Source organism: Paenibacillus azoreducens, from assembly GCF_021654775.1.
Taxonomy (GTDB): domain Bacteria; phylum Bacillota; class Bacilli; order Paenibacillales; family Paenibacillaceae; genus Paenibacillus_AQ; species Paenibacillus_AQ azoreducens.
Genome location: NZ_AP025343.1, coordinates 6,306,119 through 6,332,700, shown reverse-complemented (window position 1 = coordinate 6,332,700; position 26,582 = coordinate 6,306,119). Strand labels below are relative to the sequence as shown.

The following is a 26,582-nucleotide window of genomic DNA, read 5'->3' as shown; positions in this document are numbered from 1 at the left end:
AAGCAAATGAGCAGTGAAAGAACGAAATATGAAAACCTCAAGTATTTTATAGAAAGTTATTTTAACTGGAGTATGGATTATACAGACTTAGAAAAATTGATTGAAGAGTTTATAAGTCGAGAATTACCTGTGTATATCAGAGGCTTATCTCAAGAAATTAATATAATAAGTGAACAACGTAATTGGAGTGAAATAAAGGACTTTGTTTACTTAAACGGTAGAAGGAATTTAAACATCAAGAAAACTCAAGAAATGATTGAACTATTGCAAAAAAAATTATTATATATAGAAGAAAATACAAACTGTACTTCTTGACGACAAGAATCGCCAATATAAACACTTAAAACTTGTCAAGCATACTTGATAAACATTCAAAAGCTCTTTCCAACGTGACCCATGAGTAGGAAGGGCTTTTTTTGTCCGTACGAAACAAAAGATATGGCTTCTTATGTCCGACGTATGGCCCAGACTGCTAGTGAGTTGGAGCAGGCATATCATCAGATTCCATCCGAACTGAGACAACGCTGGAGGGCGAACTACGATCGTTACATGGCAGAACAGCCACAGCCGCAGCCGAAGCAGGAACAATCCCGGTCGTGGCTGGCTATTCTGGGCGAAGCCTAGCTTCAGAATGCGGAAGCCCAAGTCGCGGCGGGAAAGTATGTCGCAGAAGTAGTCGGAGAAGCTACATCAGGAGCGGGAACAGCAGTTGTAGAAGATTATTCGCTTGGAATCATGAGTAAGGAATACGCATCAAATCATCCGAAGGCGCGCAAAACAGGTGAATTGATCGGACACCTCATAACAACTGTAGCCGGAGTATTAGAAATGGGTGCTGCTGTAACGGAAGCAGTCTTTGGTGGCGTGGTAACATCTACGGGAGCATTAGCCCCTATAGGCGTGGGTGCTATTGTACAATCTACTGTTGTAGGGACACATGGGGCAGGAGTAACGTTTATCGGTGGATCGAATAGCGTTAAAAGTGCCAAGGATCTCTATCAAATGTTTAAAAGCGAAGGATCAAATAGTCCAACGCCGAAAAAGCCTTCCTCGCAGAAATCAAGCAAACCTAATGAGAAGTTGCCTGAGACTAAGGGGACGGGTGATACTGCCAGTATCAAAGCAGGGGATACAACAAAGGGAGGTCGAGAGTTTACAGGCCATGGTGCAGAACGTGCTAATGAACGTGGGTTTAGTTCAGAACAAATTGACAATATAATAAATAATAACAAGAATACTAGAGTAAAAGAGATAGACCCCGAGGATGGTTCAGTTACTTGGAGATATCAAGATAAGAGAGGTAATACTGTTATTACTAATGAATGGGGCGACAAAGTTGTGACAGTCTACTCTTATCCTCAGTCTGCAAATGGAGGGAACTATATTCCTAAAAAATAAGAAGGGATGTAAGATGTAAATATGGATAAATTAGCATTTAGTGATATGGTAAGTAATATACAGTACCAATCTGATGTGGGATTGAAGATTGAATTCAGGGACTGTCTTAAAGGAATCGACAATGTTTCAGATTTCTCCATCAGTACTAACGATGATATATATTGTGTTATGGTGAAGCTCAGAAATTATAGTTTAGGGGAAGTAAAGAAAGTATTCCATACGTTTGTAGAATTCACAGAGTATTCGGAGGGCACGGCTTATATTAGGAAGGGTACTGATACATCAATTAAGTATGATATGATTACTTATAATTCCGAAAAAAAAGGATTTTATTGTAAATTTTATTTCGAAAGTTGTTAATTTGCTTTTGTTAGCCTTAACCTTGACTGGCTTCGTGCCTTTCAAGGTTTTTTCTTTGGTGGGGCTACCCAGTGCCGAACGAACTCTTCATTCAACCAATAACACATATAACCCATGTAATACCCGTATGAAGATTTCTCCATTTCGGGTGTACGCACATCAAATGCTGTAATTATATAACCTAAATAACGCTACTAGGATACATAAAACAGGTTGATTATGGACAGATACCACCATGATTGACCTGTTTTTTGTTATGTTCGTTTTCTTACCTTTTTTTCAAATTTATTTGCAACTGTAGAATATGCCGCCCCGATAGGGAGGATGAAATAGCAGTAAATCGCATCTTTTCGGATAGATACCGCCACTATTAAGAGTAGGACGGCTAAAACGAAGTTTTTTTCATATCGTCCGCAACTTAATTGTACCTTTCAACGATTGTTACAGCGAAGAAAGAACTCTGCTGACGAGCAGTTAACATATAACAGGCAGGGAACGTATAAGGCTAGCCGCCTGCCCTATAATTAAGCCCGAAATTCATGGAAAAATTCGGGGAGGGGGCGGAACATGAATGGGGTAACGGTATCCATAGACCGTATAGTCATTGACTTTACAGACGTGTACTGGGACTTCTTCAATGAGTTCCATAAACGAATCTGTCACTATTACGGGGTCAGGATGACGGTGGGGGTAGATGAACTGGCGGATTATTTACATGAAGCGAGTCATAACACATGTTCCACCCGTAAGGCAGAAGAAATACTGGAATTGGTGAAGCAGGATGGTGAGACGAAGCGGAACTTCCAAGAATACAGAGACTTCCTCACCGTCAACATGGTCAAGGACATGCGGAGAAGTCGGGAACTCATCAAGCAAATCGAGGAACAGCTTCGACAGGTATTGGCACAGACCGATTACAAGCTAGAGTCGATGGACGGAATCAGCACCGTTACAGCGGCGGAACTGATTGCTATATAGCAGAGACTGTTCCATTTGATTTTATGAATAGCACTAGCATAGAGCAAGCAAAGCTAAAAAAGGTAGATTTTAAACAAATGAAATCTCAGGGGAAACTGTTTGACTTCGGCTTTTTTCAAGAGTATTTTGGATCTGGAAGAATAGCTATTAAGAGTGAGTAGCTCAAGTACAAGATAAAAGGATCATTGGGTCCTATATTTACAAGTTCTAGTAAAGACCTTACAATACAACCAACAAACCAAACACAAAGCAACTCAAACATTTGATAAACTTTCAGAGGCTTATTCCAACTTGAACAATGAGAAGGAATGAGCCTTTTTATGAGTTCTTTTGCCGGTGTGGAACAACGGATATGGCTTATATCAGGTGAACAGCAGTTGTAGAAGATTATACGTTTGGAATCATGAGTAAGGCGCCTTGTGACTCCGCCTCATAGGCAGAAGAAGTGATCTTCTTGACCGCTTCTTCTGCCTATGAGATTCTCCGACAAGCGAAAGGGTTATGAATCTCGTTAGTAGGCATTAACACACCATTAACACACCATTAACACACCCAGTAGCGCTAAGAACCGATATCTTTAAATACAACTCACCGCTATTTTTTTTTAAGTATATTCTTCCAACACAAAATAATAATAGATATAAGAGCAGCAAATACTAAAAATATAAAAATAGAGTAGATTATCAATGGTAATGGTAACATATCAATACTTGCATACAATCGATACATAAAGTACCTCCTTATAGTTATCTTCAGAAACAAGTTTAGTATATTCATCTTAAAATGTAAAATTTTATTATATTATCAATTCCAATTTTTACTTTTATAGTATATAATGGAATTATAATACAATTAATGGCCATATTGTATGTAATTCTATTATAAGGGGATGAACTAAATTTGAAGAAACTTATTCTTTCATTATTATCTACTATTCTTTTGCTTTCTTTATCCGTTCCTGCTTTTGCTTCGGAAAATAATAAATCACAGGGAGAATTTGAACAATTCAAAATTGATCTACTAGAAGCTGAACTCTCTGGAAATGATAAATTGGCTGAGGATTACGTAAGTGAGAATCCTGAATTTGTAGCTCAATATTTAAAAACTGATGCTTTTAACTCAGAAAAAGTTAATGATAAACTTAAGAACAGCGGTTTAGGACCTAACGGTACTGTCTTACTTGTTATGGATGATAATAGTTTCGTTAGAGTTACTACAAAAACAAAACCTATTGTTGATGAAAGTACTCCAAAGAAATTAACAAGAGACTTTAGTACAAATGACTATAGTAGAGAATATGATATGTCAGGAACAAAATGGAACACCGATTATGTCTATGAAGTTGGGCGTGGTGTTGCAACCTTATGTCTCAACACTTATTATCAAATCGGAAGTAAGATGGACATTTATGCTTATGATGCAGGTGGTACCAAAGGCTCAGTAGGAGTTTCGGTATCACACAATCTATCTCTATCCGGAAACAAAACTGCTACAGCTAGAGTAAGAGGTGACTACACGCTTAATTATTTTGGTAGCAATCAACATTACACACTGTATACTGAAATAGGATTTTTACAGGCTTATTTAGAAGCAGATGGGTATTATTATGTAGACTATTATGTTGATAGTTGGGCGTCAGCATAATATTAATATTCTGAACATTTAGTACATTAACATTCTATTAAATAAATGATCCCGCCCGAAAGTATGGTCAACACCCAATTTAGTATACTGAAAAATATACCTAGGCTGTAAGCAGACGTCGGTATTCTACCGGCGTCTGCTTCTTTAACTTTATTTGCGGATGGCTTTTGTAGTAAAAATAAACCTGAATTTCGAAAGTATCTTGAAAAGGTAAAAAGAGCTCACAAATCTGTAAGCGTCAAATTCAACCCCGCCTTCAACTACGTAAGAATTCATGAGAACATAAAGGCAATCTATCCGAGGAGGTTGGCTTTATGTCTACGAAAGAACTACTATCAATGAGCCGAGCGTATCGCTGAATTTCGTGCGAGTGGGAGACCATGGCTGCTTGGTGCGCCGCCCATCAATGCTCCATCGACAAGTTAAAATACTGGCTGTACAAATCCAAACGAACGTCCCCGTCTGCCACTCTTTCCTCTTCGCCTACCTGGGTGCCTCTTTATGTTGTAAATTCTGGACCCGATGCTGCCACCCGTGCATTACTCGTTGTCCGTGAAAGCGCAAAGAGTTTGCCATTATTCGTACCTTTTTTGTAACCCCTTATGGCGTGCTCAAAATGATCATCACTCAGGTTTTTCTTTATTTGCTTGTAGGTATTTTAACTGGAGTTGTAATAGGACTGATCGTGACGCGCTCTATATTTCTGATTGATGCGGCTGCCGCGATTCATTTTGATTTTGCTTTGCCAGTGCTGATGATTTTATTATTGATAACGATAAGTTTGGCGGTTTTCCTTCCCTATGGGATTTATATGTCAAAAAGGAATTTGGCTGACGAACTACTTCAAGAATAAAGCAGGGGGTAAGTTTGGATACTGCGTTAAGCGGGCTTCCAGCGGACCTACAGCACGACATAAAAAGAGACTGGCGGAAATTCGTCTTATAATCCCCAGTCTCTTTGCTGTGGCGGATGATTCGCCACTCATCCCGTTGCAGGGACGAGCCGAGCCGCCGCTTCTTGCCGAATGTTAGAAATAGCCTTTTGATCCGCCGACCTGCTTTGGTTCCCTCCATGCCAACGATAGTGAAGCATAACTTCCGGAATGGAGCTGAAATCAGACCATGCCAATAAGCGCAGCCACATGTCATAATCTTCCCCGTAATGGCGGTATCTCGTATCAAATAAACCGGCTAAGGAAAATAAATCGCGCCTGACCATCACGGTCGAACAAACGATATAATTTGCTTCCAGCAATGCTTTGATTTGCTCATCCCGAGAATGAAATACAGGAGGGGTATACGTATACCAAAGGTTCCAGCCGTCCATTGCTTTCGACATGACGTTCGCTCCGGTATGCACCAAGCCGATTTTGGGGTTCTTATGAAAAACCTTCAGCTGGCGTTCGATTTTATCGGGCAGGAAAAGGTCATCGGAATCCAAAAAACAGATGTAGCGTCCCCGGGCCAATCGGATTCCGGCATTTCTGGCAGCGCATACCCCGGAATTGGATTGCCGGATGGCCGTAATGCGATTTCGGTACCGGTCCAATATGTTCTGCGTCCCATCCGTTGATCCGTCATCGACGACGATGATGTCAATGTGGGGGTATGTCTGGTTAAACAGGCTTTCTATCGCATCACCTATAAATTTTTCATGGTTATAAGCCGGGATGACCACACTTACTGTATCCATATACATCCCCTTCATTTACGGCAGCTTAAAATGGGATTCCAAAATTGTGCATATACCAATTGTCGTCATATTTCCGGCGTGCAAAATACGCTTGTCTCTGTCGCAGAACATTGCTCTCTAGCACGGTGGATTCGATGTGATCCGGATCTGAGTATTTTATCAATTCGTTGCACTGCAGGATCCGGGCTACATTAAAATGGCTATAAGCCATTCGCATCAAGTTGTAGTTAATATGATCATAAGTGACGGTGTACGGATGGGTTTCGCGGAACAGGTGCAGTATTTTAACATTAGGCTGAACATAACACTTGTAGCCGAACAGCCACATTTTCAAGGAAATCTCCACATCTTCATAACCCCATAACCGAAATCCGTGATCAAATCCTCCGATGTCGAAGAAAACGTGTCGTGAAACGGCAAAACATCCTCCCGGCATGACCGCAGAGGGAAAGGGGTTAGCTTGCCATCCATTCCACTGGATCCCCAAATTATTATCCAGGGTCTGACCATATCCCACGATATCGGGGGAGTTGGTAGGTGCGATTCCTGGGGTTGTACCGTCGGCTAGTCCGGTTCGAATCGGTTCGAGCAGGCCGTCTATCCATAGGTCTTCAAAAAAAAGATGAGCATCGCAGAAGATGAGATATTCGCCTTTGGAATGTCTTGCACCAAGGTTTTTAGCCTGCGCCAGCCCGATACCTTCGGTTCTGAGCGACCGGATTCGCCCCATATTGGCATGGGAATAAGATGCAACTACATCGCAGCATCCGTCTGTAGACCCATCGTCTACAATAATCATTTCAAAAGAGTAGTCGGTTTTCGCTTGCAAGGCGGACTCCAAGGTGGAGCGGACGTTGCCGCCTTCGTTCTTAGCAGGGAAAATAAGCGATACCAGCGGTTTACATTCGTCAGTCATTCGATCCCCTCCTGCGCACGGCATTAAACGGTCTGATTTAGCAATTCCTCCAGAAGCCGCAAATTGTTTGCGATCTGTTCGTCGTTCGGCCGGTAGGTATGGGCAATTTCGTTATGTCGATAAGACAACTCATAGTCGCCTAATTGATAATAGCAGAGACCAAGCTGCATATGAGGCAGCCAAGTCCGACTTGGCTGATTCACGATCGCCCATGAATTGCTCGGGAGGGGGGAATCGGCAGCTAGTTTATACCAGAACACCGCCTGATGGAATTCGCCTTTCTCCAGGAAACGGTAACCTAAGCGGCAGCAAAATTCCGGGCGCGGAACATCGTATTCAAATGACTTGAGGGTAACTGCCAATTCTTTATCCCGGTCTCCAAGTTGGTAGTAACAATCGGCCATTTTGCCGCATATGAAGATCTTATCTTCCGGTGTAACGTCATCCAAGTCCATGAATTTCAGATAATATTCGATCGCTTTCTCATACATCTTATGATGGTGCAGTTCTCTTGCATAATGTTGGAGATCACGAGGGGTGAGTTTTTTGCCTTGGCGGAGGAGATTTTCAAAAATTTTTAGATTACGGTCAGTAGCGCCGTGCATTTGTTTATGTGTCACAACGACATCACTGTCGCAAATAATTCCTTTTACCGCTAAATCTTCATGAACAGCACCCTGCCATTGATATTTGTTCGATCGTTTGACCAGCCTGATTCGCCGCACATTCAGCGTTACGTTGCCGTGATCGTCGAAGGCGCAATGATAGTTCATGGAGACGGCATCTACTAGGGGATTGAGTGATTGTTTCAATTGGAGTAATTTTTGACGATCTTCCGTTAAAAGCACATCATCGGCATCAAGCCATAGGATATAGTCCATCGTCGCTTGGGCGAAGGAGAAGTTGCGCGCCGCTGCAAAGTCATCAATCCATTCGAAGTCGACGACATGCGGCGTAAACCGTTCCGCTATTTTCTTGGTCTGATCCGTTGAACCTGTATCTACAATGACGATTTCATCGGCGATGTCTTGGACCGATTTCAAACATCTTTCCAGAGTGTCCTGTTCATTTTTCACAATCATGCATAAACTGATGGTAATCATAAGAGCACCTCTTTAGTTTTGCTTCGTATTCGCCTAAAGTATATGCATTACGTTTTCAAACCGACACTTCGGCTAAACGTTGACTAAATAAGCAAGGGAAAGCAATATACCAAAAGATGATCTAGCTCTATTGCTTTCCCCGTAATAAAAATCCTTTGAACTTTGTCTACGTTAACGAAGAGACTGTTGAACTATGGCTAAGATATCACCGCTGCGCCTGATGGACTAGTGCCAACGGTGACGGTGGCGATAACGGTGTTGGTAGCCCCGTCAATTACGGTGACGGTAACATCAAAAGCATTTGGTGCATAGATGCGGTTCGTTGCCGGGTTCACCGCAATAGCTTCTCCACCAACGCCTTTTGGGATCGTAGCTATAACGGTATTCGTAGCCCCGTCAATCACTGAAACGTCATTTGTAAAGTTATTCACTACATAGATCCGGTTGGTTATAGGGTTTATAGCCACGCCTTCAGGTCCCGAACCGACCGTGACCGTGGCTATAACGGTATTGGTGGTACCGTCGATCACGGATACGGTGTTACCTGGAGGGGCTCCAAATTCATTGGCGTTTGATACATAGATTCGGTTGGTTGTAGGGTTCACTGCTACGCTTTCAGGTCCCGCACCGACGGGAATAGTAGCTATGATGGCATTGGTGGTCCCGTCAATGACCGAGACAATGTTATTGCCTTCAATTGCCACATAGATTCGGTTGGTTGTCGGATTTATCCCGATGCCTTCCGGACGTGTGCCTACGGCGACGGTAGCTATGACCGTGTTCGTGGCCCCGTCAATGACCGACACGTTGTTGCTGGTGAAATTCGAAACATAAATGCGGTTGGTTGTCGCATTTACTGCAACTCCGGAGTCTGGAGCCGTTCCAACCGTGACGGTAGCTATGACTGTATTCGTGGCCCCGTCAATGACCGACACGTTGTTGCTTGCATTATTGGCCACATAAATGCGGTTGGTTGTCTGGTTAGCCGCTACGCCAAAAGGGTTCATGCCGGAGGTGATGGTCGCTATGACCGTATTCGTGGCCCCGTCAATGACCGACACATTGTTGCTTGCATTATTTGTCACATAAATGCGGCCGCCGCCTGGGGTCGTAGTAGGCTTTGGAGTCGGTGTTGGAGTCGGTGTCGGCGTAGGTGTAGGTGTTGGCGTTGGCGTAGGTGTCGCTGTTGGCGTTGGCGTCGGAATTGGAGATAGAGTGGGCGTAGGTGTAGGAGTCGGCGCTATTGTTGGAGCGGGTGTTGGTGCTAGGGTAGGTGCTGGAGCGGGTGCGGGTGCCGGTGGAGAAGTTGGTTTCACTGTGGGTGATGGCGTAGGTGTAGGAGTCGGTGGCGGCGTCGGCGGTACTTTCGGTTTTTTAATACGAATTCCCATAATAAGGGCTCCCCCTTTTATTCAGTCATATGTCCTATACATATTCACCCAGAATCCGAATGGCACGGTAGTTGCCCAATCCTGCACCCATCTTATGCATTCCCCCGAAAACCAGCAAGAGCTTTCGCGTATTCCAAAGGTCTTGACATGACCCTGGCATACATATGAGGATCATCTATTAAATAGGCTGCCATTTTATGATGTTGAAGACTGTTGATTTCCAGAATCCATACTCTGAGGTTTTGATCTACCGCCACATCGATCCCCATATCGCCGGAAGGCCCGTATATGGTATCCAATCTACGGCAGACTTCCGTACAAATCGATATGATTTCTTTTTCTTTCTCGGCTGCTGCTTCCTCATCCAGATGAAAGATGGTTCTCAGGGCGTCTTTGCCCAGACCAATGGAACTTACGTCATTCGTATAGAATCTTCCGGACCTGCCGAAGCGTGCTATGATTCCCGAACAGTCCCAATGTTGGCTTTCGTCTTTTTGCAGGATAACCCTAAAATCTACGTTCCTATTATTAAACGTCAATGCGACGGATTGTTGAATCAAATACTTTCTCCCCTTTTTCAAATACCGAAGGAAAGAGGAAGCTTGGCGGAAGGATCTGATCATGGTTTTTTCCTTATGCCGATTCGTAAACAGGTATCCGTTACGCATCTTTTTGACTGTGCTGATTCCTTTGCCCATATAACTGTTAGCCGGTTTTAAATAGACCTGCCCGTATAAGTCCAACATCTCGTTTAAATCTTGCAGATGATTTAATGGTTTGGTATGAGGCAGATACTTTACTAATATAGGATCCGGAGATAAGGAGTCCCACAGCTTCGACTTATCCAGAAAATGCGGATTGAAAATCTTCCGTTCGATATGTGTGATCAGATGGTCGTAATGAGCGTTTTTATATACTCGGATTCTTCTGAAGACTGCACCGGGATAAGGGAAAATTCCTTTTTTCCACTGTTCTTTTCCTTTTGCATTCGGATCGAAGTAGAATCCCTCCACCGTTTGATTTTTGGGGTTTATGCCATTCAATGAACAGATGTAAATAAGTCCCTTAATCATTCTATAATTTATGAGGTATCCCCGGTGTTTTTCAAGATATTCAGGTGTCAGATGGTTCCGTTTGGCCAATAACAGCGCGATGACTGGACCGATATGAAGATGGTTTCCTTCCAAATAGATTTCGTAAGGCAGATCAGCAGGTATCGTAAAATGATTCATCATAGCTTTAGGCAATTCTACTATGGATTGCGGCAAATGATCATTTATTTTCAATATAAATTCTTTCTTCCAGGCTCCGAAATGAAGCCATAAAGATGATGGGATGGTCCGGAGCACAAACCACTTCGGCGATAGGCGGATGTGATCCGGTTTCAGTTCAGGAATCCATTGAATAAACAATTCTCTCCCCCCCATTCGTTCGTTTGTATAATTCACCTATACTAATGTATGACATCATGCGATTACGATGGTATGGACGAATGTCAATATTTTGATAGGCTCTAGTACAAATCCGGTGGTCAGGTTCATCAACTTTCTATAACATGTGAACCTGACCCTTGAAAAGAATGAAAACTGACGGTATTCTTGAAGGATGGTCGGCTGAAGATCAATAAAAAACCACAGCGGACCGAGCGTTTTAGGCGTTTGTCATCAAAAGAGCCGGCTGTTTGCTAGTAAAATCGCGCACATAGGCGAACGTCGTTAATATAGCAATGGGGAGTGGCAGAATTGTCTGTACAAAAAGAACATCGTGTTGTGGTAGACTACGGGGAACCGGCGGTCACAAACGGCATTTCCGTGTTTGATCCGGAATTCGATTCTCATTTTGCCTATGAAGGAGACGACCTTGGCGTACATTATACGCCGGAGGCAACGACATTCCGCCTATGGGCGCCGACAGCTTCGGAAGCGAAGGTATTGCTTTATCCGGACTGGACGAGCACATTCGCGGAGGAAATGGAGATGAAACGGGATCAGGGGGGAACCTGGACGTTTCATCTTGAAGGAGATAACAAAGGCATCGGTTATACCTATAAGGTAAAAGTCGGAGAACAGTGGAATGAGGCGGTGGACCCTTACGCCAAAGCTGTTGGCGTTAACGGTGACCGGGGCGCGATTGTGGATCTGGCGGAAACGAACCCGGACTATTGGACAGACGATAAGCCATCCTTGGAATCCCCTGTGGATGCGGTCATTTACGAACTGCATTTGCGGGACTTGTCCATTCATCCAAGCAGCGGCGTTTCCCATCCGGGGGAATTTATCGGGCTGGCCGAAGGAGGGACCAAAGGACCGAAAAATATTCCGACAGGGCTTGATCATATCCGCAGCCTTGGCGTTACGCATGTTCAATTGCTGCCTATGTTTGACTATTCTACCGAAAGCGTGGATGAGTCTAAGCTGGACATTCCGCAATACAATTGGGGATATGATCCGAAAAATTATAATGTGCCGGAAGGTTCGTATTCCACCGATCCATATGAGCCAACCGTGCGGATCAAAGAGTTGAAGCAAATGATCCAAACGCTGCATGATCAAGACTTGCGCGTCATTATGGACGTTGTATACAACCATGTTTATGACTGGTATCTGGTGAATTTCAACAAGCTGGTTCCCGGGTATTATTTTCGGTATAAGGAGGACGGATCGCTGTCGAACGGTTCCTTCTGCGGCAATGAGTTTGCTTCGGAACGGAAGATGGCCCGGAAGTTCATTGTGGATTCCGTCCTGCATTGGGTTAAGGAATATCATATCGACGGTTTCCGGTTTGATTTGATGGGACTCATGGATGTCGAAACGTTGAATGAAATTCGGCGCCGGTTGGATGAAGTGGATCCAAGCATCCTGATGATCGGTGAAGGCTGGAATATGGATACCGTGCTGCCGGAGGAGAAGCGGGCATGCCAGATCAATGCCGCACGGATGCCTCGCATCGGCCATTTTAACGATGGACTCCGGGATGCGGTTAAGGGCAGCATTTTCATCTATCCGGACAAAGGTTTTATCAGCGGTGCCAGCGGGTTTGAACAGGATGTCCGCATGGGTGTCGCCGGGGGGATCGAATACGATTCCAAACTTCGGCAGTTTGCGATCGAGCCGGTTCAAAACGTGAACTATGTGGAATGCCATGACAATCATACGATGTGGGACAAACTAGTGCTGTCAACGGAAGAAGCGACGGACGAAGCACGCAGAAGTATGCATCGCCTAGGCTCGGCTATCGTTCTGACAAGCCAGGGCATCCCGTTTATACATGCCGGGCAAGAATTTATGCGCACTAAAAATGGTGAGGAAAACAGCTATAAATCTCCGGACGAGATCAATTGGCTGGATTGGGAACGCTGCGCGGCCCATATTGGCGACGTGAAGTACATGCAGCGTCTGATCCAGCTCCGTAAGGAACATCCGGCGTTCCGTTTGCGCACCTCGGCCCAAATCAAAAAGCATCTGATCTTCGAGGAGGCACCGGCTTGCTGCGTGGCTTATACGCTCCGGGATCATGCCGGGGACGACGCGTCGAAGCATTTATATGTGCTGTATCATGCCAAGGCGGGGGATACCACGCTTAAACTGCCTGCACTCGGAACATGGAGCGTTTTGTTTGGAGAGGAGCAGGTGGAAGAATTGCAGGCCGATCAAATAAAGGCTTCGGGAATCGGCATGATCGTATTGGAAGTACAGTCATAATATGATTTTTAAACCAAACAAAAGGGTGGCTCCAACGTCTTAGACGAAGGGGACACCCTTTTTTAGCAGTATAGAATTTATAAGTTTTTTTGGGGGTCCCCGCAAAGTATTTGGAATAAGCATCGAAGCATAGGCTCCACTTTGTGGGGTTATTTTATAGTTTAGACGCCGGAATAAGCCATGAATCCGCCATCTACCGGAATCACCGTGCCTGTAACGAACCCGGAAGTTGTATCATCTACAAGCCAAAGCAAGGTTCCCAGCAAATCCTCCGGCACGCCGAATCGGCGCATCGGAGTATGGGTGATGATTTTATTGGAGCGCTCGGTAAGCGAACCGTCCGGGTTGGTCAGCAGGTTGCGGTTTTGCTCCGTAAGGAAGAATCCCGGCGCCATCGCATTGACGCGGATACCCGATTCGGCCAGATGTACGGCCAGCCACTGCGTAAAATTGTTAATGGCCGCTTTGGCCGCACTGTAGGCGGGCACTTTTGTCATCGGGCTAACCGAGCTCATAGATGAAATATTGAGGATGGCAGCTCCCGGACGTCCGACCATGTTTTTGGCGAAAATTTGCGTAGGCAGAAAGGTACCGATAAAATTCAAATCCATCACATTGCGGAAACCCTGCACGCTGACATCAAAAAACGATGTGATATCCGGGAGGGCTTCATCCCCCGCATAATAGACCTCATTTGTGGTGTTCGCGCTTGGATGGTTGCCCCCGGCCCCATTAATCAATATGTCACAGCCGCCAAACAATGTGCGGACCTGTTCTTCGGCTGCGGCAACGCTGTCTTTATCGGTGACGTCACAGGCGATGGCAGCAGCCGAACCACCGGCTGCACGGATTTCCTCGGCGACGCGTTCCCCTTTTTCGAGCGTTCTGTTCAGAATTGCGATGTTTGCTCCCTGACGTCCAAGCTCTAGTGCCATCGCGCTGCAGAGAACGCCCGCACCGCCAGTGATGACGGCGATTTTCCCCTGCAGCGCAGGATGAGTGGGCAGCATATGTGCATTCATACGATTCCCTCTTTTCTGTCCATAGGCTGGATCCGCTCCAGGGCATCCCACAGACCCCACAGGTACATGATGCCGAGTGCGCGGTCATAAAGGCCGTATCCCGGTCTGCATTCTTCGCCCCACAGATGGCGGCCATGGTCGGGTCTTGCGTATCCGCTGAAGCTATGGTCATGGTACGCTTTGACGATGCCGGTGATATCAACGGTGCCGTCCTGGGTACGGTGGGAGGTTTCGATGAAATCGCCGTTATCGTAGACGCGGACGTTGCGGATATGGGCAAACGGAATCCGGTCATGGAATTCATGAATCATGGCAATGATGTCATTGTCCGGGTTAGCGCCAAGCGAGCCGCTGCATAATGTGATCCCGTTCGAAGGGCTGTCGACCAATGCAAGCAATCGGCGCAGGTTTTCCTGGCTGGTCATGATGCGGGGCAGGCCAAAGATCGGCCATGGCGGATCATCCGGATGAATTGCCATTTGGATGCCTAACCGCTCCGCAGCCGGTACGACGGCTTTCAGGAAATAGGCGAGATGTCCCCAAAGATCTTCCGACGATACGTCCTTATACGCCTCGAACAGGGAGGTCAAATGCGAAAGCCGCTCAGGTTCCCAGCCCGGCATGGTCAGCGTGCTGTTTTGGTTGATTTGCTCCACAAACGTAAACGGATCGATTCCGTCGATTCGCGATTTTTCGAAAAAGAGAGCAGTTGAGCCGTCGTTCATCTTTTTATGCAGCTCCGTACGAGTCCAATCAAAAACAGGCATGAAATTATAGCAGATGACTTTAACGCCTACCTGTGCCAAGCGTTCCATCGTGGTGATGTAGTTTTGGATATACTGGTCGCGGGTCGAAAGGCCAAGCTTGATGTCTTCATGTACATTGACGCTTTCGACCACATCGAGGTGGAGATTGAATTTTGCCGCCTGATTGTGAACCTCCCGGATTCTCTCCATGGGCCATGCTTCTCCTGCCGGAATATCATGCAGCGCCCAAACAATGCCTTCAACGCCGGGAATTTGTTTGATCTGGCCGAGCGAAACGGTGTCATTTCCTTCGCCGAACCAGCGGAATACCATACGCATTCCTTCACCGCCTTATCATGTAATGAACATTGGGACGTCCGTCAAAATCAGCCGGCCGTCCGGTCATCGGGCGAAATTTCATTTTTAAGATATAAGTATAAACTTCGGTGATCTTGCATCCTCATATCGCAAGAGAAAGTACCGCTTGGGGTCCCCGCAAAGCAATCGGAACAAGCTTCGAAGGCTGCACGTCACTTTGTGGGGATATTTTACGCATATGTTCATTTGAAATACTCCGGATAACGTGCTTTAAGCACGGGGAGGTTTGCGATGCTAAGACGCATATGCTCCTGCATGATACTCTCTGCCTGGTCCGCATCCCGCTTTTTTACCGCAAGAAACATATCCTGGTGTTGCTCATACAGAAGTTCCCAATGCGGGTCTGTCCAGAGCCACAGAACGCGGGTGCGGTTCAGATGGGCATTCATTTGCTGGATCACGTTCCAGGTGCCGCTTTTGCTGCAGCCTTCGAACAATATCCGGTGAAAGGCCTCATCCAGTTCAAACATCCGTTTCCCGTCATGCCGCTGTATGGCTTGCTGCTGTTCGGCGAGATTGCTTTCAACGGCGGAGAGCTTATCATCCGGAAATGCTTCGCAGGCCAGCCGGATCACGGCTTTTTCAAGCTGCTCGCGCATAAACCGGGCCTCTTCAACCATATCAGAGTCGATCAGCGAGACCCGGGTTCCGCGTTGGGGAAGAACAAGTACGAGACCTTCCTGAGCGAGCCGGACAAAGCTTTCGCGTACCGGAGTCCTGCTTACCTGGAATGTCAAAGAGGTTTCTTTTTCGGAAAGAGTGGTTCCAGGGGGCAGGTCCAGATTGACAATCTGCTGTTTAAGCTGCTGGTATACGGCATTTCCGGCTGATCCGGATTGTTGAAGCATACGTTCATCCATGGTTGTCACCTCCTATGTTCCATACTACCATACAAGTATGGTAGTATGGAACTGTAAGCGTAAACAAAAATGGATCGGAGGTATACGGATGAAGGGAATTTCCACGGAGCATTTGCTATTGACGACCGACAGCGCCAAGCGGTTGTATCATGATTACGCCAAAGGGATGCCGATTCTGGATTACCACAATCATTTGAATCCGGAGGATATCGCGGCGGACCGCCAGTTTCGCAATATAACGGAAATGTGGCTTCATGGGGACCATTACAAGTGGAGAGCCATGCGGTGGCTTGGCGTGGAGGAGCGTTTGATTACGGGCGATGCCTCGGACAAGGAGAAATTTATGGCTTGGGCTGGCTGTGTTCCGCGGATGATCGGCAACCCGCTTTTTCATTGGACGCAGCTGGAGCTTAAGCGTTATTTTGATGTTCAGGAACCCCTTAATGCGGAGACGGCTGAAAAGATCTGGAACCGCTGCAACGAGCGTTTGAGCGAGCCGCAACTTAGGGCGGCAGGTATTTTGGATGCTTTTCGCGTCAAGATTGCCTGCACGACGGATGATCCCGCGGATCACCTCGCGGCGCATCAGCAAATCGCCAAGAATCCGCAAGGAGCAGCCAAGGTGATTCCGGCCTTCCGGCCCGACAGGGCTTTAGATATAACGAATGGGGATTTTGCGGATTACATCCGCAAGCTGGCACAAGCGGCTAATCAGGATATTCAAAGCTATGACAATCTATTACAAGCGATGCAGAAGCGGATTGATTTTTTCCATGAGCAGGGATGCCGGTTATCGGATCACGGATTCGGTATTTTTCCTTATGAGAAGGCGACGGAAAAAGAAGCAGGGCAAATTTTCGCTAAGGCGCTTGCAGGCGGCAGCATTTCGCTCGCGGAAGAGCATAAGTACCGGACGTATACTTTGCTGATGCTGGGCCGAATGTATCACGCGCGGGGCTGGGCGATGCAGCTGCACATCGGGGCGATCCGCAATAACAATGAACGGATGTTCGAGCAGCTCGGCAGGGATGCCGGCTATGATTCCATTCTTGACTACCATTTGGCCGCTTCCCTCAATGGTTTCCTGAGCGAGCTGGACCGGGACGGCCAATTGCCAAAAACCATTGTGTACAGCTTGTATTCCTCCCATTACGAGATGATTGCCACGACGGTCGGGAATTTCCAATCATCCGAGGCTGAAGGCAAAATGCAGCTTGGCGCGGCGTGGTGGTTCCATGACCAAAAAGAGGGGATGTTGAAACAGCTGACGGCTTTGTCGTCCATGGGCTTAATCAGCACTTTTGTCGGGATGCTGACGGATTCGCGCAGCTTGATGTCGTTTCCGCGACATGAATATTTCCGCCGGGTGTTATGCAGGCTGCTGGGGCAGTGGATGGAGGAAGGGGAGCTTCCGCTGGATTACGACTGGATCGGCAAAATCGTGCAGGATATTTGTTATCACAACGCCGAGCGTTATTTTCAAATGTCATAAGTATTAGAGAAAACATGCAAAAATACATCCTTTTCCAATGTTTCGTGGGAAATAAACAAAATTCTTGCGAATGTGCATCCTTTTCAGGTTAAACTTGATATTGAGCTTATATGGCCGAAAAAGCCTGCATTCGCAGGCTTTTTCGTATGAAGTGGCAAAACCGCGGGAAAAAGATGCACATTCGCAGGTTTTCGCGTAGAGGGCAACCGGTCAGGGCTTCGCACATATGATCACCAAATGGCTTTCGCACATGTGATCCCCAAATGGATGTAACCTTTGCTATTTTTAATACTTTCCACGTTCATTTAACCTCAAGGAGAGGCTTTATTTTCGTATACCTGCATAGAGACTTTGATTGGCTGATCAAGTTATCAGCTTTGCCCCTTTTTACCTCTATTCCTGCGATCGGGCATTTCAAATGGGCTGGCGGCATGACGGTGGTCATGCCAGCGGCTGCGTAATGATCCGGTCCACGATGCCGTATTCGAGCGCTTCTTCCGCAGTAAGAAAGAAATCGCGGTCGGCGTCCTGATAAATTTTTTCCAAAGGTTGCCCTGTTTTTTCGGCGATGAAGAGGTTCACCTTTTCCTTGGTCTTCAGAAGCCTGCGGGCGGTAATTTCAATGTCGCTGGCCTGTCCCTGGGCGCCTCCAAGCGGCTGATGCAGCATAAATTCGCTGTTTGGCAGCGCATAGCGTTTACCCTTGGCGCCTCCGAGAAAGAGGAACGCCCCCATGGAAGCCGCCATTCCCATACAGATCGTGCTGACCTCCGGTTTGATGTAATCCATCGTATCGAGGATCGCGAAACCAGCGGAGATCGATCCTCCCGGACTGTTGATATACAGCGAAATTTCTTTCTCTGGATCATCGGCGGCCAGAAACAAAAGCTGGGCAATGATGCTGTTCGCCACATGATCATTGACTTCGGATCCGAGGAAAACGATGCGGTCTTTCAGCAATCTGGAATATATGTCATACGAACGTTCTCCAAGGCGGGATTGCTCAACGACATAAGGGATCGTATTCATGGTTTTAGCCTCCTTCTATTAAACAGCCGAAAGGGCTACGCCGCACTGAATTCAATGAACAAGGAATTGCAGGTTGGCTGACGAGCAGCGCGATGTAGACGAGCTGTCGTAACCGGATTTTTGGACCGCAGGGAAACGGCCAGTCTTTTGAGCAGTTCCGGCTGCTCCATCCGGATCGCGACCAGCAGCTGGCGCTGGAACCAGTCGGCATCGACCTGCTCCCACTCCGAAGAGGATGCCGGAATCTCCGGCGTCTCGTTCATGTTCAATTTGCGGCGTGCCCGATGCAGCAGCGATTTGACGGCAGTTTCATTCAATTCAAGCGAATCGGCAATATCGGACAGGCGATATTCAAATATATCCTTCAGAACAAACGCCAGCAGCTGTTTGGGCGTCAGGCGCTCCATCAACGTATCCAGCCCGCTAAGCAGCTGTTCCAGCGGCTTTTCATGAGCCGGTTCGTCGGCTGTTTCGCCCAGGGTTTCGCGGCTTTGTTTGCGAAGCTGGTCAATCCAGTGGTTGCGGGCGATCGTCGCGAGCAGCGGAAAGCTGGGCCGGCGCTTGCCGGATGATTCCTTTTGGCAGAACACCAAAGCTTTAAGCATGGAATCATGCGCTAAATCCTCGGCGTCCCAAGAATTTCCCGTCATGTTCATGCAAAAATATTTAAGTTTCGGGTACAGATCTTCCATTTCCTTTTGGATTAACATGTTAATCACTCTCCTTGAGAGGCCTCTATATATAAAACGTTCGGGATGCCGCCAAAAGATACGGGGGTGCAAAAAAAATTTATTACCGCAGCCCCTACTTACATTATACCCGCAGCTTGGCATTACTTTGTGGGTTATTTCTCGGGACAGGGTCATATGCTTTTAAGGTAAGCAACCTAAACCTCTTCTTCAAAGGAGGGATGGCGATAGAATGAGAAGAAGGGCGAGATGGCGGAGCAGGGGTGTGAATAACCAGAGCAGCAGGCGCAAGGTATGGCTGATTGGAACGCTTGTGCTTTCGATTCTTCTTCTGCAATTTTTGGCGTACGTAGAAAACCATATGAAACCTCCCATCATGCATTTGGCTAAAATCCGGATGAAGCAAATCGGGACGGATGCCATTAATGAGGCTATCGCCTCGCAGGTGGCCAAGGGGGAAGACGCGCAGCAGCTGATTGACTGGAAAATGGACTCCTCCGGAAAAGTATCCGGGTTTATGCTGAATGCTGCCGAACATATGAAAATCACTTCAGACACCTTTAAAGTGGTGCAGGATACTCTGCAAAATAAACATATGCTGTCGGAAAGCATCCCTCTGGGGCAGGCGCTGGGCAGTCCGATCCTCGCCTCTTTCGGACCGAATATTCCGATTCGCATCGAACCGCAAGGGGCGGTTAAAGTGGATTTGAATACAAGGGAAAAGGATGCCGGCATCAACATGGTACTGGTAGAGGTTTACATACATGTTACCGTCGAAGTAGCGGTTGTCATTCCGTTTGATATGGAGCCTGAAGTTATTGATACGGAGATCCCGGTTTCTTACCTGATGGTTGTCGGGGATGTGCCGATGTATTATTACAACAGTCAGGGGCAGCCGATTGGGAATAACGGGATTAATGCCCCGAATATTGCTTTGCCTGGCATTACGAATAAGGGCGCTGCAGGCCATGGCGATCAGGGTCAGGGGGGGCTTGCCGTTCCGGGTATATCTTCGGGTGAAAATGGCGGGACGAAAGAAAAAGCTGGATCAACCGAATCGAAATAACAACCCGGGGTAATTCCTTTAGAAAATGGGATAGCAAATTCCCTGCAAGCTTCAGCTGAATGCAGGGAATTTTGGGTTCTGCCGGGTTGTTGCGATTTCGCTCGAACCGTTGGTTTTCATTTGATATTCCGCACTTTTTGCCAAAAGGGATTTTTGAGGTTTAATAATGTTCCTTTTTCTTTTCTTTAAGCGCTTTGCGTTCTGCCGATTCCCAATGGCGAAGCAGAGGATAAGGATCGAAAGACCATTCGACTAGCCCGCTGTCCCTGTAAATGCCATAATGCAGATGCGGAGGAAATTTCCCCTGCGTTCCTGGCTTTCCATAACCCGAGCTTCCGACCCACCCGATCCGTTGACCGGGGATGACGATGTCGTCCTTGTTAATGCTCTTCTCGTAGCCGGAGAGATGGGCGTAATAGTGGTAGCGGTTCTGCAGATCGCGAATCCCGATTCTCCACCCGCCAAAGGGGTTCCAGCCTTTCAGCTCCACGATGCCATAGCAGGTGCTTCGCACGGGCGTACCGTATGGCGCGAAAATATCGGTTCCCTCATGGATACGGTTTCCACCCCAACTTCTGCCGGTACCCCATGTGCTGCGATATGAATACGAATTGGAGATGGGAAGCGGGAAAGCGTGCCCTGACAGATCGATCTGTTGAAATTTTTCATACAGCCGGGAAAACTGCAGAATACGCTGGACGGAACGGCTGTTGTGATAATATTCCCACAAGGCAATGCTGAAATCATCTTCGGATTGACCGTATTTAAGAAGGTAGGAGGACATGCTGTAGAGCACATCCATATCATTGTTCATATCCGCTTGTCCGTCACCCGAACCGTCTTTGCCATAACCGTTAAAAATGCTGATGGAGCGCGGATTGCTATCTTTTTGATCAGGATTAAGCATGCCGCTCCATAATGGTTCATTCATGAAAATGCCTGTTAATCGCTTCGGATGATTCCGATCCTTCGGGTGTACTTTCGTGAGCGTATGCTCGTATTGATCGATTGCCGCAAGACGGTACCATGGGATATGGGTGACTGCCGCCATGCGATCGTAAAGTTGTTTTCTTGCAACAAGGATCTCCTCTTGGCTTAACTTGTCCAGTGCTTCGGCAGCCTTAGTCGGTTGGGGTTCTGAAGCCCCGCGTGCAGGAGAAGCCGCAGCTCCGAAAACAATCACCGCAGCAGCAGCGCAAATCATTGAACGGCGGATGTTTCCCGTTTTTGATTTAGAAATTCTCATCGTTAAACCTCCTGCTGGCAAGCTTGTAAGATTTTTTCCGGACGGATCGGACATATGTTTAGAGTGGTACAAGATAATACATTTTATGCCGGATGGGAAATGGAAGTATTTTGGGGTATTTCATGATATAATATGGGGCGTGCGCAGTTAATCATGAGCGAAAGAAGGTTGGATCATTGCCTAATCAAACCACCAAGGAACCAAAACCGGATTGGATTCGGATCAAGTTAACAACCGGTGAGAACTATCAGGAAATCAAGAGCATGATGCGCTCCAAAACACTGCATACCGTGTGTGAAGAAGCGCGTTGCCCTAACATATATGAATGCTGGGCTAATCGTACGGCGACGTTTATGATTCTTGGCGATATTTGTACGCGTGCATGCCGTTTCTGTGCGGTTAATACGGGAAGACCTACTGAGCTGGACTTGCTTGAGCCTGAACGTGTTGCCGAAGCCGCCGAAAATATGGGATTGAATCATTGCGTCATTACCAGCGTCGCGCGGGATGATCTTTCTGACGGAGGCGCGAGCATTTTTGCCGAAACGATCAAGGCTGTCCGCAAACGTCTGCCTCTGTGCAGCGTCGAGGTTCTGATTCCCGACTTTATGGGAAATTGGGATGCTTTGAAAGTGGTCATGGACGCTAAACCGGATATTCTGAACCACAACATCGAAACTGTAAAACGGATGTCGAACCGTGTCCGTGCGAAAGCGAAATATGAGCGATCCTTGGAGCTTTTGAAAAAAGCAAAAGAGATGCAGCCTAATATTCCCACCAAATCGAGTATCATGCTAGGTGTTGGCGAGGAATGGGATGAAATTTTGGAAGCGATGGATGATTTGCGTGCCATTGACTGCGATATTATGACAATCGGCCAATATTTGCAGCCTACTCCGCAGCATTTGAATGTTGTAAAATACTATCATCCCGATGAGTTTGCCAAGCTGAAGGAAGAAGGCATGAAGAGAGGATTCAGTCACGTTGAATCCGGACCGCTTGTCCGCAGCTCCTACCATGCGCATGAGCAGGTAAAATCGGCGGCAAGCAACAAATAATGATTAATCTCGAATGAAAGGCAGGGGAAGGACATTTGATCCTGATAGGCGGAAAAAGCTACGAACTGCTGAAAGACCATAAAAACGGCTGGAACCCCGAAGCCTTTCGCGATCGTTACAGCGAAGTGCTGGACCGCTATGATTACATCATTGGAGACTGGGGTTATAACCAGCTCAGATTGAAGGGGTTTTACCGGGATAAGCATCCCAAAGCCACTAAGGACACGGCCTTTTCCAGTATAGTGGACTACATCAACGAATATTGCAATTTTGGCTGCGCCTATTTTGTTCTGCAGAAGAACCGGGAGGTTCAGTCGAAGGAGAAGGACAAAGAAAAGAACGAGAAAATAAAAAGCGGTTCCCAATAAGGGAGCCGCTTTTTTCGAAGCATGTTAACCCAGAAAAGCTTCTCTGACCCGGTTCCAGAAGGGGAACGGGCGGAAGCGCGCAAAGCTCACTTTCTCCTTCGCCACCTGGCATCGAACCGAAATCAAATCGTCCACCTGGATGTTGACGTGATCAATGGTGAGCAGCAGCCGCTGTTCTTTGCGCGAAAATATATCCGTATGATGATGTTTGGGAAGCAGCAGCGGGGAACCCATCGTTCGGAACACGCGGTTGTTGATCGAAGCGATTTCCGCAATTTGCAGCGCCTCAATCGTTGGATGAACCATGGCCCCGCCAAGGCTTTTATTGTATGCCGTACTGCCGGACGGAGTCGAAATGCAGATTCCGTCGCCCCGGAACATCTCGAAAGTTTGGTCATTAATATCCACCTGGGCTACAACCGTCCCATCCACGCCTTTGAGTGTAAATTCATTCAATGCGATATAAGAAGCATTTCCCGATTTTCTGTGAATCTCCAGCTCCAGAAGCGGGTATTTGACAATCCGCGGACGAATCGAGCCGGAATTGCCGGCCGAGCCCATGAGTTCGATTAGTTGGGGCAGTTCATCTGCCTGCCAATCGGCATAGAATCCAAGATGGCCCGTATGAACGCCCACAAAAGCGATATCGGGAATATGATCGATAAACGTATGGAAGGCATGAAGCATCGTGCCGTCCCCGCCAATCGAGATGACAATCTCAGGCGATTCGGCATCCAAACGAAATCCGCGCTCGGCGGCTAACTTATGGAACTGCTCGCTTAAATCGACGGATAACTGATCGCCGCGATCCAGAACATAATATCTCAAGAGAGTTAGGCTCCTTTATTGAGGTGGTATATAACGATCATAAACAATATCGGAGCATAACACAACGTTCATTTAAGCGGACCGCGCTGCAGCCGCCGCCACGCCAAGCGAATCCAGCCCCACAGCAACGAGGCCGCAGTCATAAAAGCGATGAGGATGCAAAAGTAAGCGATCCGGTCGGCTAATGCCTCAGGCACCCACATTGGAGTGCTAGGGATACTGTGATTGAAAGCGGGAGCAGGCATCATTCTGCCCATGACCGGGTTCCATAATACCATTACCAGCGCTGACGCGATGACGCCGTGAACCAGGCGCGCCAGCATAAAAGGCAGATAACGCAAGTTGGTGGCATGCAATATGCTTGCGATTTGCGCATGGACGGAAAGTCCTCCCCAGGATAAAACAAAAGCCGCTGCGGCTGCCTTGAATGGCAAAGGAATCGAGGAAGCCGCCTCTCCGGCGGAACGGGCCCCAAGCGTCACTTCGAAAAGCCCTCCGATCAACGCTTCCGACAGCGAAGCGGGAAAACCGATCGCCAATAGGATTTGATCAAGAAGAAGATACAAACTTTTCAAGACGCCGACTTGAGTCAGAAGTTCCAAAAACACGGAAAAGAATACAACCAGACCTCCTACGACAATAATAAGCTTTAAAGAGGATTCCACGGCCTGACGAAGCATCTCCCCGATATTGCGGCCATCCTGCATCCTTGCCTGGTGCATGGCGGCAAAAGCTCTCTGAATCCGGCTTCCCTTGGCCTTGCTTCCCTGCAGCATGTTTCCCCCTGGTCCGGCAGCTGCCGATGCCGTTGAAGGCTTCTGCCTGCCGTGAAAACGCATGAGCAGCCCGATCAGCAGCCCGCCGCCATAGTGGGCGAGAGCCAGAATCACCGCGATCTTGGGATTATGAAAAAATCCGACGGACACAGCCCCGATCAGAAAAATAGGGTCGGATGACGTGGTGAAGGCCACCAGACGCTCTCCTTCATCCCGTGTAACCATATTCTGTTCCCACAGCTTGGCCGTCAGCTTGGCGCCGATGGGATAACCTGAAACATAACCCATCGCCGCGACAAAACCCCCGCTTCCCGGAATCCGGAAAAGCGGCTTCATCAGCGGATCGAGCAATGTCCCAAACAGATGCACGACACCGAAACCAAGCATCATTTCGGAAATAATAAAAAAAGGGAACAGGGAAGGAAAAAGGACGTCCCACCAAATGGCCAGTCCACGTAAGGCGGATTCAAGATAAGCGCCCGGAAAAAGCATCATAAGCAGGAGCAATCCGGCAAGGGAACCAATCATGAGCGGAAGACCCAGCTTGTTTACGGACATAGTCACACCTACCTGTAAGTAATAGGTCATTTGCATTGAATCGGTTTTCCTAGATTTTATGTTTTGCATCGGACAAACAGTACAAAATTATCGGGAAAGCGTTTACAATAAATAATGTTTTTTTGGCGAATGTATGTTAAAATATACAAACAAACAATAATATAATTTCTGAAATTCAAAATATATGGATGGAGTGATGAGATCATGAGTATAGTTGCCGGTGTTCTTGTCTGCGCTTTCGTATATGTCATTCGCGCCTCTTTGGTCCATCCTGGAGAAGAGGATTGGAGCAGCTACTAAAAGTACTTACAAGGTGCTAAACAAAACGTTTAGCGCCTTTTTTTGTTTTTTGTTATAATGGAAATAATTGAGGATGTTGCAAAATTCACAAGATGAACTTTCCTGAAGGCAGCGTGGGCGAATTTTGTAGAAATCCGATTTTTATTTTGCCTAAATAGAACCATGGTGCCAAAGCTGGCTTTCGGGTCCTTGCCTTTTTTACAGCATATCACCTTATGAGGGAGATCCAGAACGAAAGACATGAAAGGAACGTGGGGACGTGGAATTAGAACCTCTTTACTCTATTAAAGTGACTTGTCATTACTGCGAACATGAGTTTGAAACGTCAAGGGTTCGTCCCAGCTTCAAAAAAGCGATTCGAAGAGATTCCGATTTCTGTGCGTATTACAAAAACGAAAACCCGGATTATTACGTTGTCAGGGTTTGCCCCCAATGCGGTTTCGCTTCCACGGAGAATTCAACAGAGCGGTTGAACGACGTACAAAGGAAACAATTCGCCGAACAGATCAACAGCCGCTGGATTGAACGTGATTTTAGCGGTCACAGGGAATGGGGAACCGCCCTTGAAGCGTATAAGCTGGGGCTGCTTGTAGCGCAAACGATCGGTGAAAAGGAGCGGATTGTTGCGAGCCTGCTTCATCACATCGCTTGGATGTACCGTTACAAAGGGAATGAGGAGCAGGAGCAGCGCTTCTTGAGGTACTGTCTGGAATCATACATAAAAGTTTACGAGCTGGAAGGGGTAGGCGCGAACAATGCGCGGCTGCTTTATTTGATCGGGGAGCTGAACCGCAGAACCGGAGATTTTAGCCAGGCTGTCAAATGGTTCTCCAAGGTCATCAACGATAAAAATATCGTCGATGCGGCCATGATCCGTGCCTCCCGCGAACAATGGGGCGTACTCCGCGAACAGATGCTGGCGCGTAAAATGGAGCTGCCTGAGGAAATGAGCCCGGCCTGATCCATTATCATCGAAAGAACAA

General features: G+C 47.1%; 27 protein-coding genes and 1 pseudogene. 15 read left to right on the top strand and 13 right to left on the bottom strand.

The window, feature by feature from the left end; genetic code table 11:
* The first annotated feature begins 6 nt into the window (after positions 1-6).
* The 8 genes and pseudogenes from L6442_RS28260 to L6442_RS28230 all read left to right on the top strand — a co-directional run.
* Positions 7-315, top strand: a complete 309-nt coding sequence (locus L6442_RS28260; protein WP_212978199.1) for a hypothetical protein — start codon at positions 7-9, stop codon at positions 313-315.
* Positions 316-438: 123 nt separating this feature from the next.
* Positions 439-624: a hypothetical protein gene (locus L6442_RS28255; protein ID WP_212978198.1), complete on the top strand. Its 186-nt coding sequence runs from the start codon at positions 439-441 to the stop codon at positions 622-624.
* A gap of 111 nt (positions 625-735) precedes the next feature.
* A complete protein-coding gene (locus L6442_RS28250; RefSeq protein ID WP_212978197.1) occupies positions 736-1,398 on the top strand; it encodes a hypothetical protein in 663 nt (220 codons plus the stop codon).
* A 21-nt stretch (positions 1,399-1,419) separates the two neighbouring features.
* Entirely contained in the window at positions 1,420-1,758 is a 339-nt protein-coding gene (locus L6442_RS28245; protein ID WP_212978196.1) for a hypothetical protein, read from the top strand.
* Positions 1,759-2,325: 567 nt separating this feature from the next.
* Entirely contained in the window at positions 2,326-2,736 is a 411-nt protein-coding gene (locus tag L6442_RS28240) for a hypothetical protein (RefSeq protein WP_212978195.1), read from the top strand.
* A gap of 900 nt (positions 2,737-3,636) precedes the next feature.
* Positions 3,637-4,380 (top strand): hypothetical protein, encoded by a 744-nt coding sequence (locus L6442_RS28235; RefSeq protein WP_212978194.1) that lies wholly within the window; start codon positions 3,637-3,639, stop codon positions 4,378-4,380.
* Positions 4,381-4,760: 380 nt separating this feature from the next.
* Positions 4,761-4,976 (top strand): IS66 family insertion sequence element accessory protein TnpA, encoded by a 216-nt coding sequence (tnpA, locus tag L6442_RS33205; protein WP_416003419.1) that lies wholly within the window; start codon positions 4,761-4,763, stop codon positions 4,974-4,976.
* A pseudogene (locus tag L6442_RS28230) lies at positions 4,949-5,233 on the top strand (hypothetical protein); the annotation flags it as partial. The gene tnpA and the pseudogene L6442_RS28230, both read left to right, overlap by 28 nt.
* A gap of 128 nt (positions 5,234-5,361) precedes the next feature.
* Here the strand turns inward: L6442_RS28230 and L6442_RS28225 are convergent.
* From L6442_RS28225 to L6442_RS28205, 5 genes are all read right to left on the bottom strand, one after another.
* The gene (locus L6442_RS28225; RefSeq protein ID WP_212978193.1) at positions 5,362-6,072 is read right to left on the bottom strand and encodes a glycosyltransferase; all 711 of its coding nucleotides are present in this window, start codon (positions 6,070-6,072) and stop codon (positions 5,362-5,364) included.
* Positions 6,073-6,097: 25 nt separating this feature from the next.
* Positions 6,098-6,988, bottom strand: coding sequence for a glycosyltransferase family 2 protein (locus tag L6442_RS28220; protein WP_212978192.1), 891 nt, complete (start codon positions 6,986-6,988; stop codon positions 6,098-6,100).
* A 23-nt stretch (positions 6,989-7,011) separates the two neighbouring features.
* Positions 7,012-8,091 (bottom strand): tetratricopeptide repeat-containing glycosyltransferase family 2 protein, encoded by a 1,080-nt coding sequence (locus L6442_RS28215; RefSeq protein ID WP_212978191.1) that lies wholly within the window; start codon positions 8,089-8,091, stop codon positions 7,012-7,014.
* A gap of 197 nt (positions 8,092-8,288) precedes the next feature.
* Complete coding sequence (locus L6442_RS28210) at positions 8,289-9,482, bottom strand: beta-propeller fold lactonase family protein (protein WP_212978190.1); 1,194 nt, start codon at positions 9,480-9,482, stop codon at positions 8,289-8,291.
* 92 nt (positions 9,483-9,574) lie between these two features.
* Positions 9,575-10,894 carry a YheC/YheD family endospore coat-associated protein gene (locus tag L6442_RS28205; RefSeq protein WP_212978189.1) on the bottom strand — a complete coding sequence of 440 codons (1,320 nt, stop codon included), beginning with the start codon at positions 10,892-10,894 and terminating at the stop codon, positions 9,575-9,577.
* A 330-nt stretch (positions 10,895-11,224) separates the two neighbouring features.
* Between L6442_RS28205 and pulA the strand changes: the two genes are divergently transcribed.
* On the top strand, positions 11,225-13,183 hold the full coding sequence (gene pulA, locus L6442_RS28200) for a type I pullulanase (RefSeq protein WP_212978188.1): 1,959 nt from the start codon (positions 11,225-11,227) through the stop codon (positions 13,181-13,183).
* A 161-nt stretch (positions 13,184-13,344) separates the two neighbouring features.
* On the opposite strand, the gene L6442_RS28195 is transcribed toward pulA, so the two are convergent.
* The 3 genes from L6442_RS28195 to L6442_RS28185 form a co-directional block, all read right to left on the bottom strand.
* On the bottom strand, positions 13,345-14,205 hold the full coding sequence (locus tag L6442_RS28195; RefSeq protein WP_237100109.1) for an SDR family oxidoreductase: 861 nt from the start codon (positions 14,203-14,205) through the stop codon (positions 13,345-13,347).
* Entirely contained in the window at positions 14,202-15,290 is a 1,089-nt protein-coding gene (uxuA, locus tag L6442_RS28190) for a mannonate dehydratase (protein ID WP_212978187.1), read from the bottom strand. Before uxuA ends, L6442_RS28195 begins: the two co-directional genes overlap by 4 nt.
* A 221-nt stretch (positions 15,291-15,511) precedes the next feature.
* A complete protein-coding gene (locus L6442_RS28185; protein ID WP_212978186.1) occupies positions 15,512-16,189 on the bottom strand; it encodes a GntR family transcriptional regulator in 678 nt (225 codons plus the stop codon).
* Positions 16,190-16,277: 88 nt separating this feature from the next.
* Here L6442_RS28185 and uxaC point away from each other — a divergent pair, with 88 nt between their 5' ends.
* Both uxaC and L6442_RS28175 read left to right on the top strand, forming a co-directional pair.
* Positions 16,278-17,681 carry a glucuronate isomerase gene (gene uxaC, locus L6442_RS28180; RefSeq protein WP_212978185.1) on the top strand — a complete coding sequence of 468 codons (1,404 nt, stop codon included), beginning with the start codon at positions 16,278-16,280 and terminating at the stop codon, positions 17,679-17,681.
* Positions 17,682-17,944: 263 nt separating this feature from the next.
* The gene (locus L6442_RS28175) at positions 17,945-18,142 is read left to right on the top strand and encodes a hypothetical protein (protein ID WP_212978184.1); all 198 of its coding nucleotides are present in this window, start codon (positions 17,945-17,947) and stop codon (positions 18,140-18,142) included.
* Here L6442_RS28175 and clpP read toward each other — a convergent pair.
* Both clpP and L6442_RS28165 read right to left on the bottom strand, forming a co-directional pair.
* Positions 18,123-18,710, bottom strand: a complete 588-nt coding sequence (clpP, locus tag L6442_RS28170) for an ATP-dependent Clp endopeptidase proteolytic subunit ClpP (RefSeq protein ID WP_212978183.1) — start codon at positions 18,708-18,710, stop codon at positions 18,123-18,125. The genes L6442_RS28175 and clpP overlap by 20 nt on opposite strands.
* A gap of 35 nt (positions 18,711-18,745) precedes the next feature.
* On the bottom strand, positions 18,746-19,420 hold the full coding sequence (locus L6442_RS28165; RefSeq protein WP_212978182.1) for an RNA polymerase sigma factor: 675 nt from the start codon (positions 19,418-19,420) through the stop codon (positions 18,746-18,748).
* Between the two features lie 211 nt (positions 19,421-19,631).
* Between L6442_RS28165 and yunB the strand changes: the two genes are divergently transcribed.
* Complete coding sequence (gene yunB / locus L6442_RS28160; RefSeq protein ID WP_212978181.1) at positions 19,632-20,465, top strand: sporulation protein YunB; 834 nt, start codon at positions 19,632-19,634, stop codon at positions 20,463-20,465.
* Between the two features lie 160 nt (positions 20,466-20,625).
* Here the strand turns inward: yunB and L6442_RS28155 are convergent, their stop codons facing one another.
* Positions 20,626-21,711, bottom strand: a complete 1,086-nt coding sequence (locus L6442_RS28155; RefSeq protein ID WP_212978180.1) for a M23 family metallopeptidase — start codon at positions 21,709-21,711, stop codon at positions 20,626-20,628.
* A 176-nt stretch (positions 21,712-21,887) separates the two neighbouring features.
* Between L6442_RS28155 and lipA the strand changes: the two genes are divergently transcribed.
* Together lipA and L6442_RS28145 are read left to right on the top strand one after the other, a co-directional pair.
* Positions 21,888-22,769, top strand: coding sequence for a lipoyl synthase (lipA, locus tag L6442_RS28150; RefSeq protein WP_194230690.1), 882 nt, complete (start codon positions 21,888-21,890; stop codon positions 22,767-22,769).
* Between the two features lie 35 nt (positions 22,770-22,804).
* Positions 22,805-23,137, top strand: a complete 333-nt coding sequence (locus L6442_RS28145) for a YutD family protein (protein ID WP_194230689.1) — start codon at positions 22,805-22,807, stop codon at positions 23,135-23,137.
* A gap of 24 nt (positions 23,138-23,161) precedes the next feature.
* On the opposite strand, the gene L6442_RS28140 is transcribed toward L6442_RS28145, so the two are convergent.
* Complete coding sequence (locus L6442_RS28140; RefSeq protein WP_194230688.1) at positions 23,162-23,965, bottom strand: NAD kinase; 804 nt, start codon at positions 23,963-23,965, stop codon at positions 23,162-23,164.
* Positions 23,966-24,033: 68 nt separating this feature from the next.
* The gene (gene ylbJ / locus L6442_RS28135; RefSeq protein WP_212978179.1) at positions 24,034-25,299 is read right to left on the bottom strand and encodes a sporulation integral membrane protein YlbJ; all 1,266 of its coding nucleotides are present in this window, start codon (positions 25,297-25,299) and stop codon (positions 24,034-24,036) included.
* 559 nt (positions 25,300-25,858) lie between these two features.
* Here ylbJ and L6442_RS28130 point away from each other — a divergent pair.
* On the top strand, positions 25,859-26,560 hold the full coding sequence (locus L6442_RS28130; protein WP_194230686.1) for a DUF2225 domain-containing protein: 702 nt from the start codon (positions 25,859-25,861) through the stop codon (positions 26,558-26,560).
* Positions 26,561-26,582 lie beyond the last annotated feature (22 nt).

Excerpts from the sequence above, each read along its gene's own strand:
- L6442_RS28260 (WP_212978199.1), top strand. The coding sequence starts at position 7 with ATGAGCAGTGAAAGAACGAAATATGAAAACCTCAAGTATTTTATAGAA.
- L6442_RS28255 (WP_212978198.1), top strand. The coding sequence starts at position 439 with ATGGCTTCTTATGTCCGACGTATGGCCCAGACTGCTAGTGAGTTGGAG.
- L6442_RS28250 (WP_212978197.1), top strand. The coding sequence starts at position 736 with ATGAGTAAGGAATACGCATCAAATCATCCGAAGGCGCGCAAAACAGGT.
- L6442_RS28245 (WP_212978196.1), top strand. The coding sequence starts at position 1,420 with ATGGATAAATTAGCATTTAGTGATATGGTAAGTAATATACAGTACCAA.
- L6442_RS28240 (WP_212978195.1), top strand. The coding sequence starts at position 2,326 with ATGAATGGGGTAACGGTATCCATAGACCGTATAGTCATTGACTTTACA.
- tnpA (WP_416003419.1), top strand. The coding sequence starts at position 4,761 with ATGGCTGCTTGGTGCGCCGCCCATCAATGCTCCATCGACAAGTTAAAA.
- L6442_RS28225 (WP_212978193.1), bottom strand. The coding sequence starts at position 6,072 with ATGGATACAGTAAGTGTGGTCATCCCGGCTTATAACCATGAAAAATTT.
- L6442_RS28220 (WP_212978192.1), bottom strand. The coding sequence starts at position 6,988 with ATGACTGACGAATGTAAACCGCTGGTATCGCTTATTTTCCCTGCTAAG.
- L6442_RS28215 (WP_212978191.1), bottom strand. The coding sequence starts at position 8,091 with ATGATTACCATCAGTTTATGCATGATTGTGAAAAATGAACAGGACACT.
- L6442_RS28210 (WP_212978190.1), bottom strand. The coding sequence starts at position 9,482 with ATGGGAATTCGTATTAAAAAACCGAAAGTACCGCCGACGCCGCCACCG.
- L6442_RS28195 (WP_237100109.1), bottom strand. The coding sequence starts at position 14,205 with ATGAATGCACATATGCTGCCCACTCATCCTGCGCTGCAGGGGAAAATC.
- uxuA (WP_212978187.1), bottom strand. The coding sequence starts at position 15,290 with ATGCGTATGGTATTCCGCTGGTTCGGCGAAGGAAATGACACCGTTTCG.
- L6442_RS28185 (WP_212978186.1), bottom strand. The coding sequence starts at position 16,189 with ATGGATGAACGTATGCTTCAACAATCCGGATCAGCCGGAAATGCCGTA.
- uxaC (WP_212978185.1), top strand. The coding sequence starts at position 16,278 with ATGAAGGGAATTTCCACGGAGCATTTGCTATTGACGACCGACAGCGCC.
- L6442_RS28175 (WP_212978184.1), top strand. The coding sequence starts at position 17,945 with ATGGATGTAACCTTTGCTATTTTTAATACTTTCCACGTTCATTTAACC.
- clpP (WP_212978183.1), bottom strand. The coding sequence starts at position 18,710 with ATGAATACGATCCCTTATGTCGTTGAGCAATCCCGCCTTGGAGAACGT.
- L6442_RS28165 (WP_212978182.1), bottom strand. The coding sequence starts at position 19,420 with ATGTTAATCCAAAAGGAAATGGAAGATCTGTACCCGAAACTTAAATAT.
- yunB (WP_212978181.1), top strand. The coding sequence starts at position 19,632 with ATGAGAAGAAGGGCGAGATGGCGGAGCAGGGGTGTGAATAACCAGAGC.
- L6442_RS28155 (WP_212978180.1), bottom strand. The coding sequence starts at position 21,711 with ATGAGAATTTCTAAATCAAAAACGGGAAACATCCGCCGTTCAATGATT.
- ylbJ (WP_212978179.1), bottom strand. The coding sequence starts at position 25,299 with ATGTCCGTAAACAAGCTGGGTCTTCCGCTCATGATTGGTTCCCTTGCC.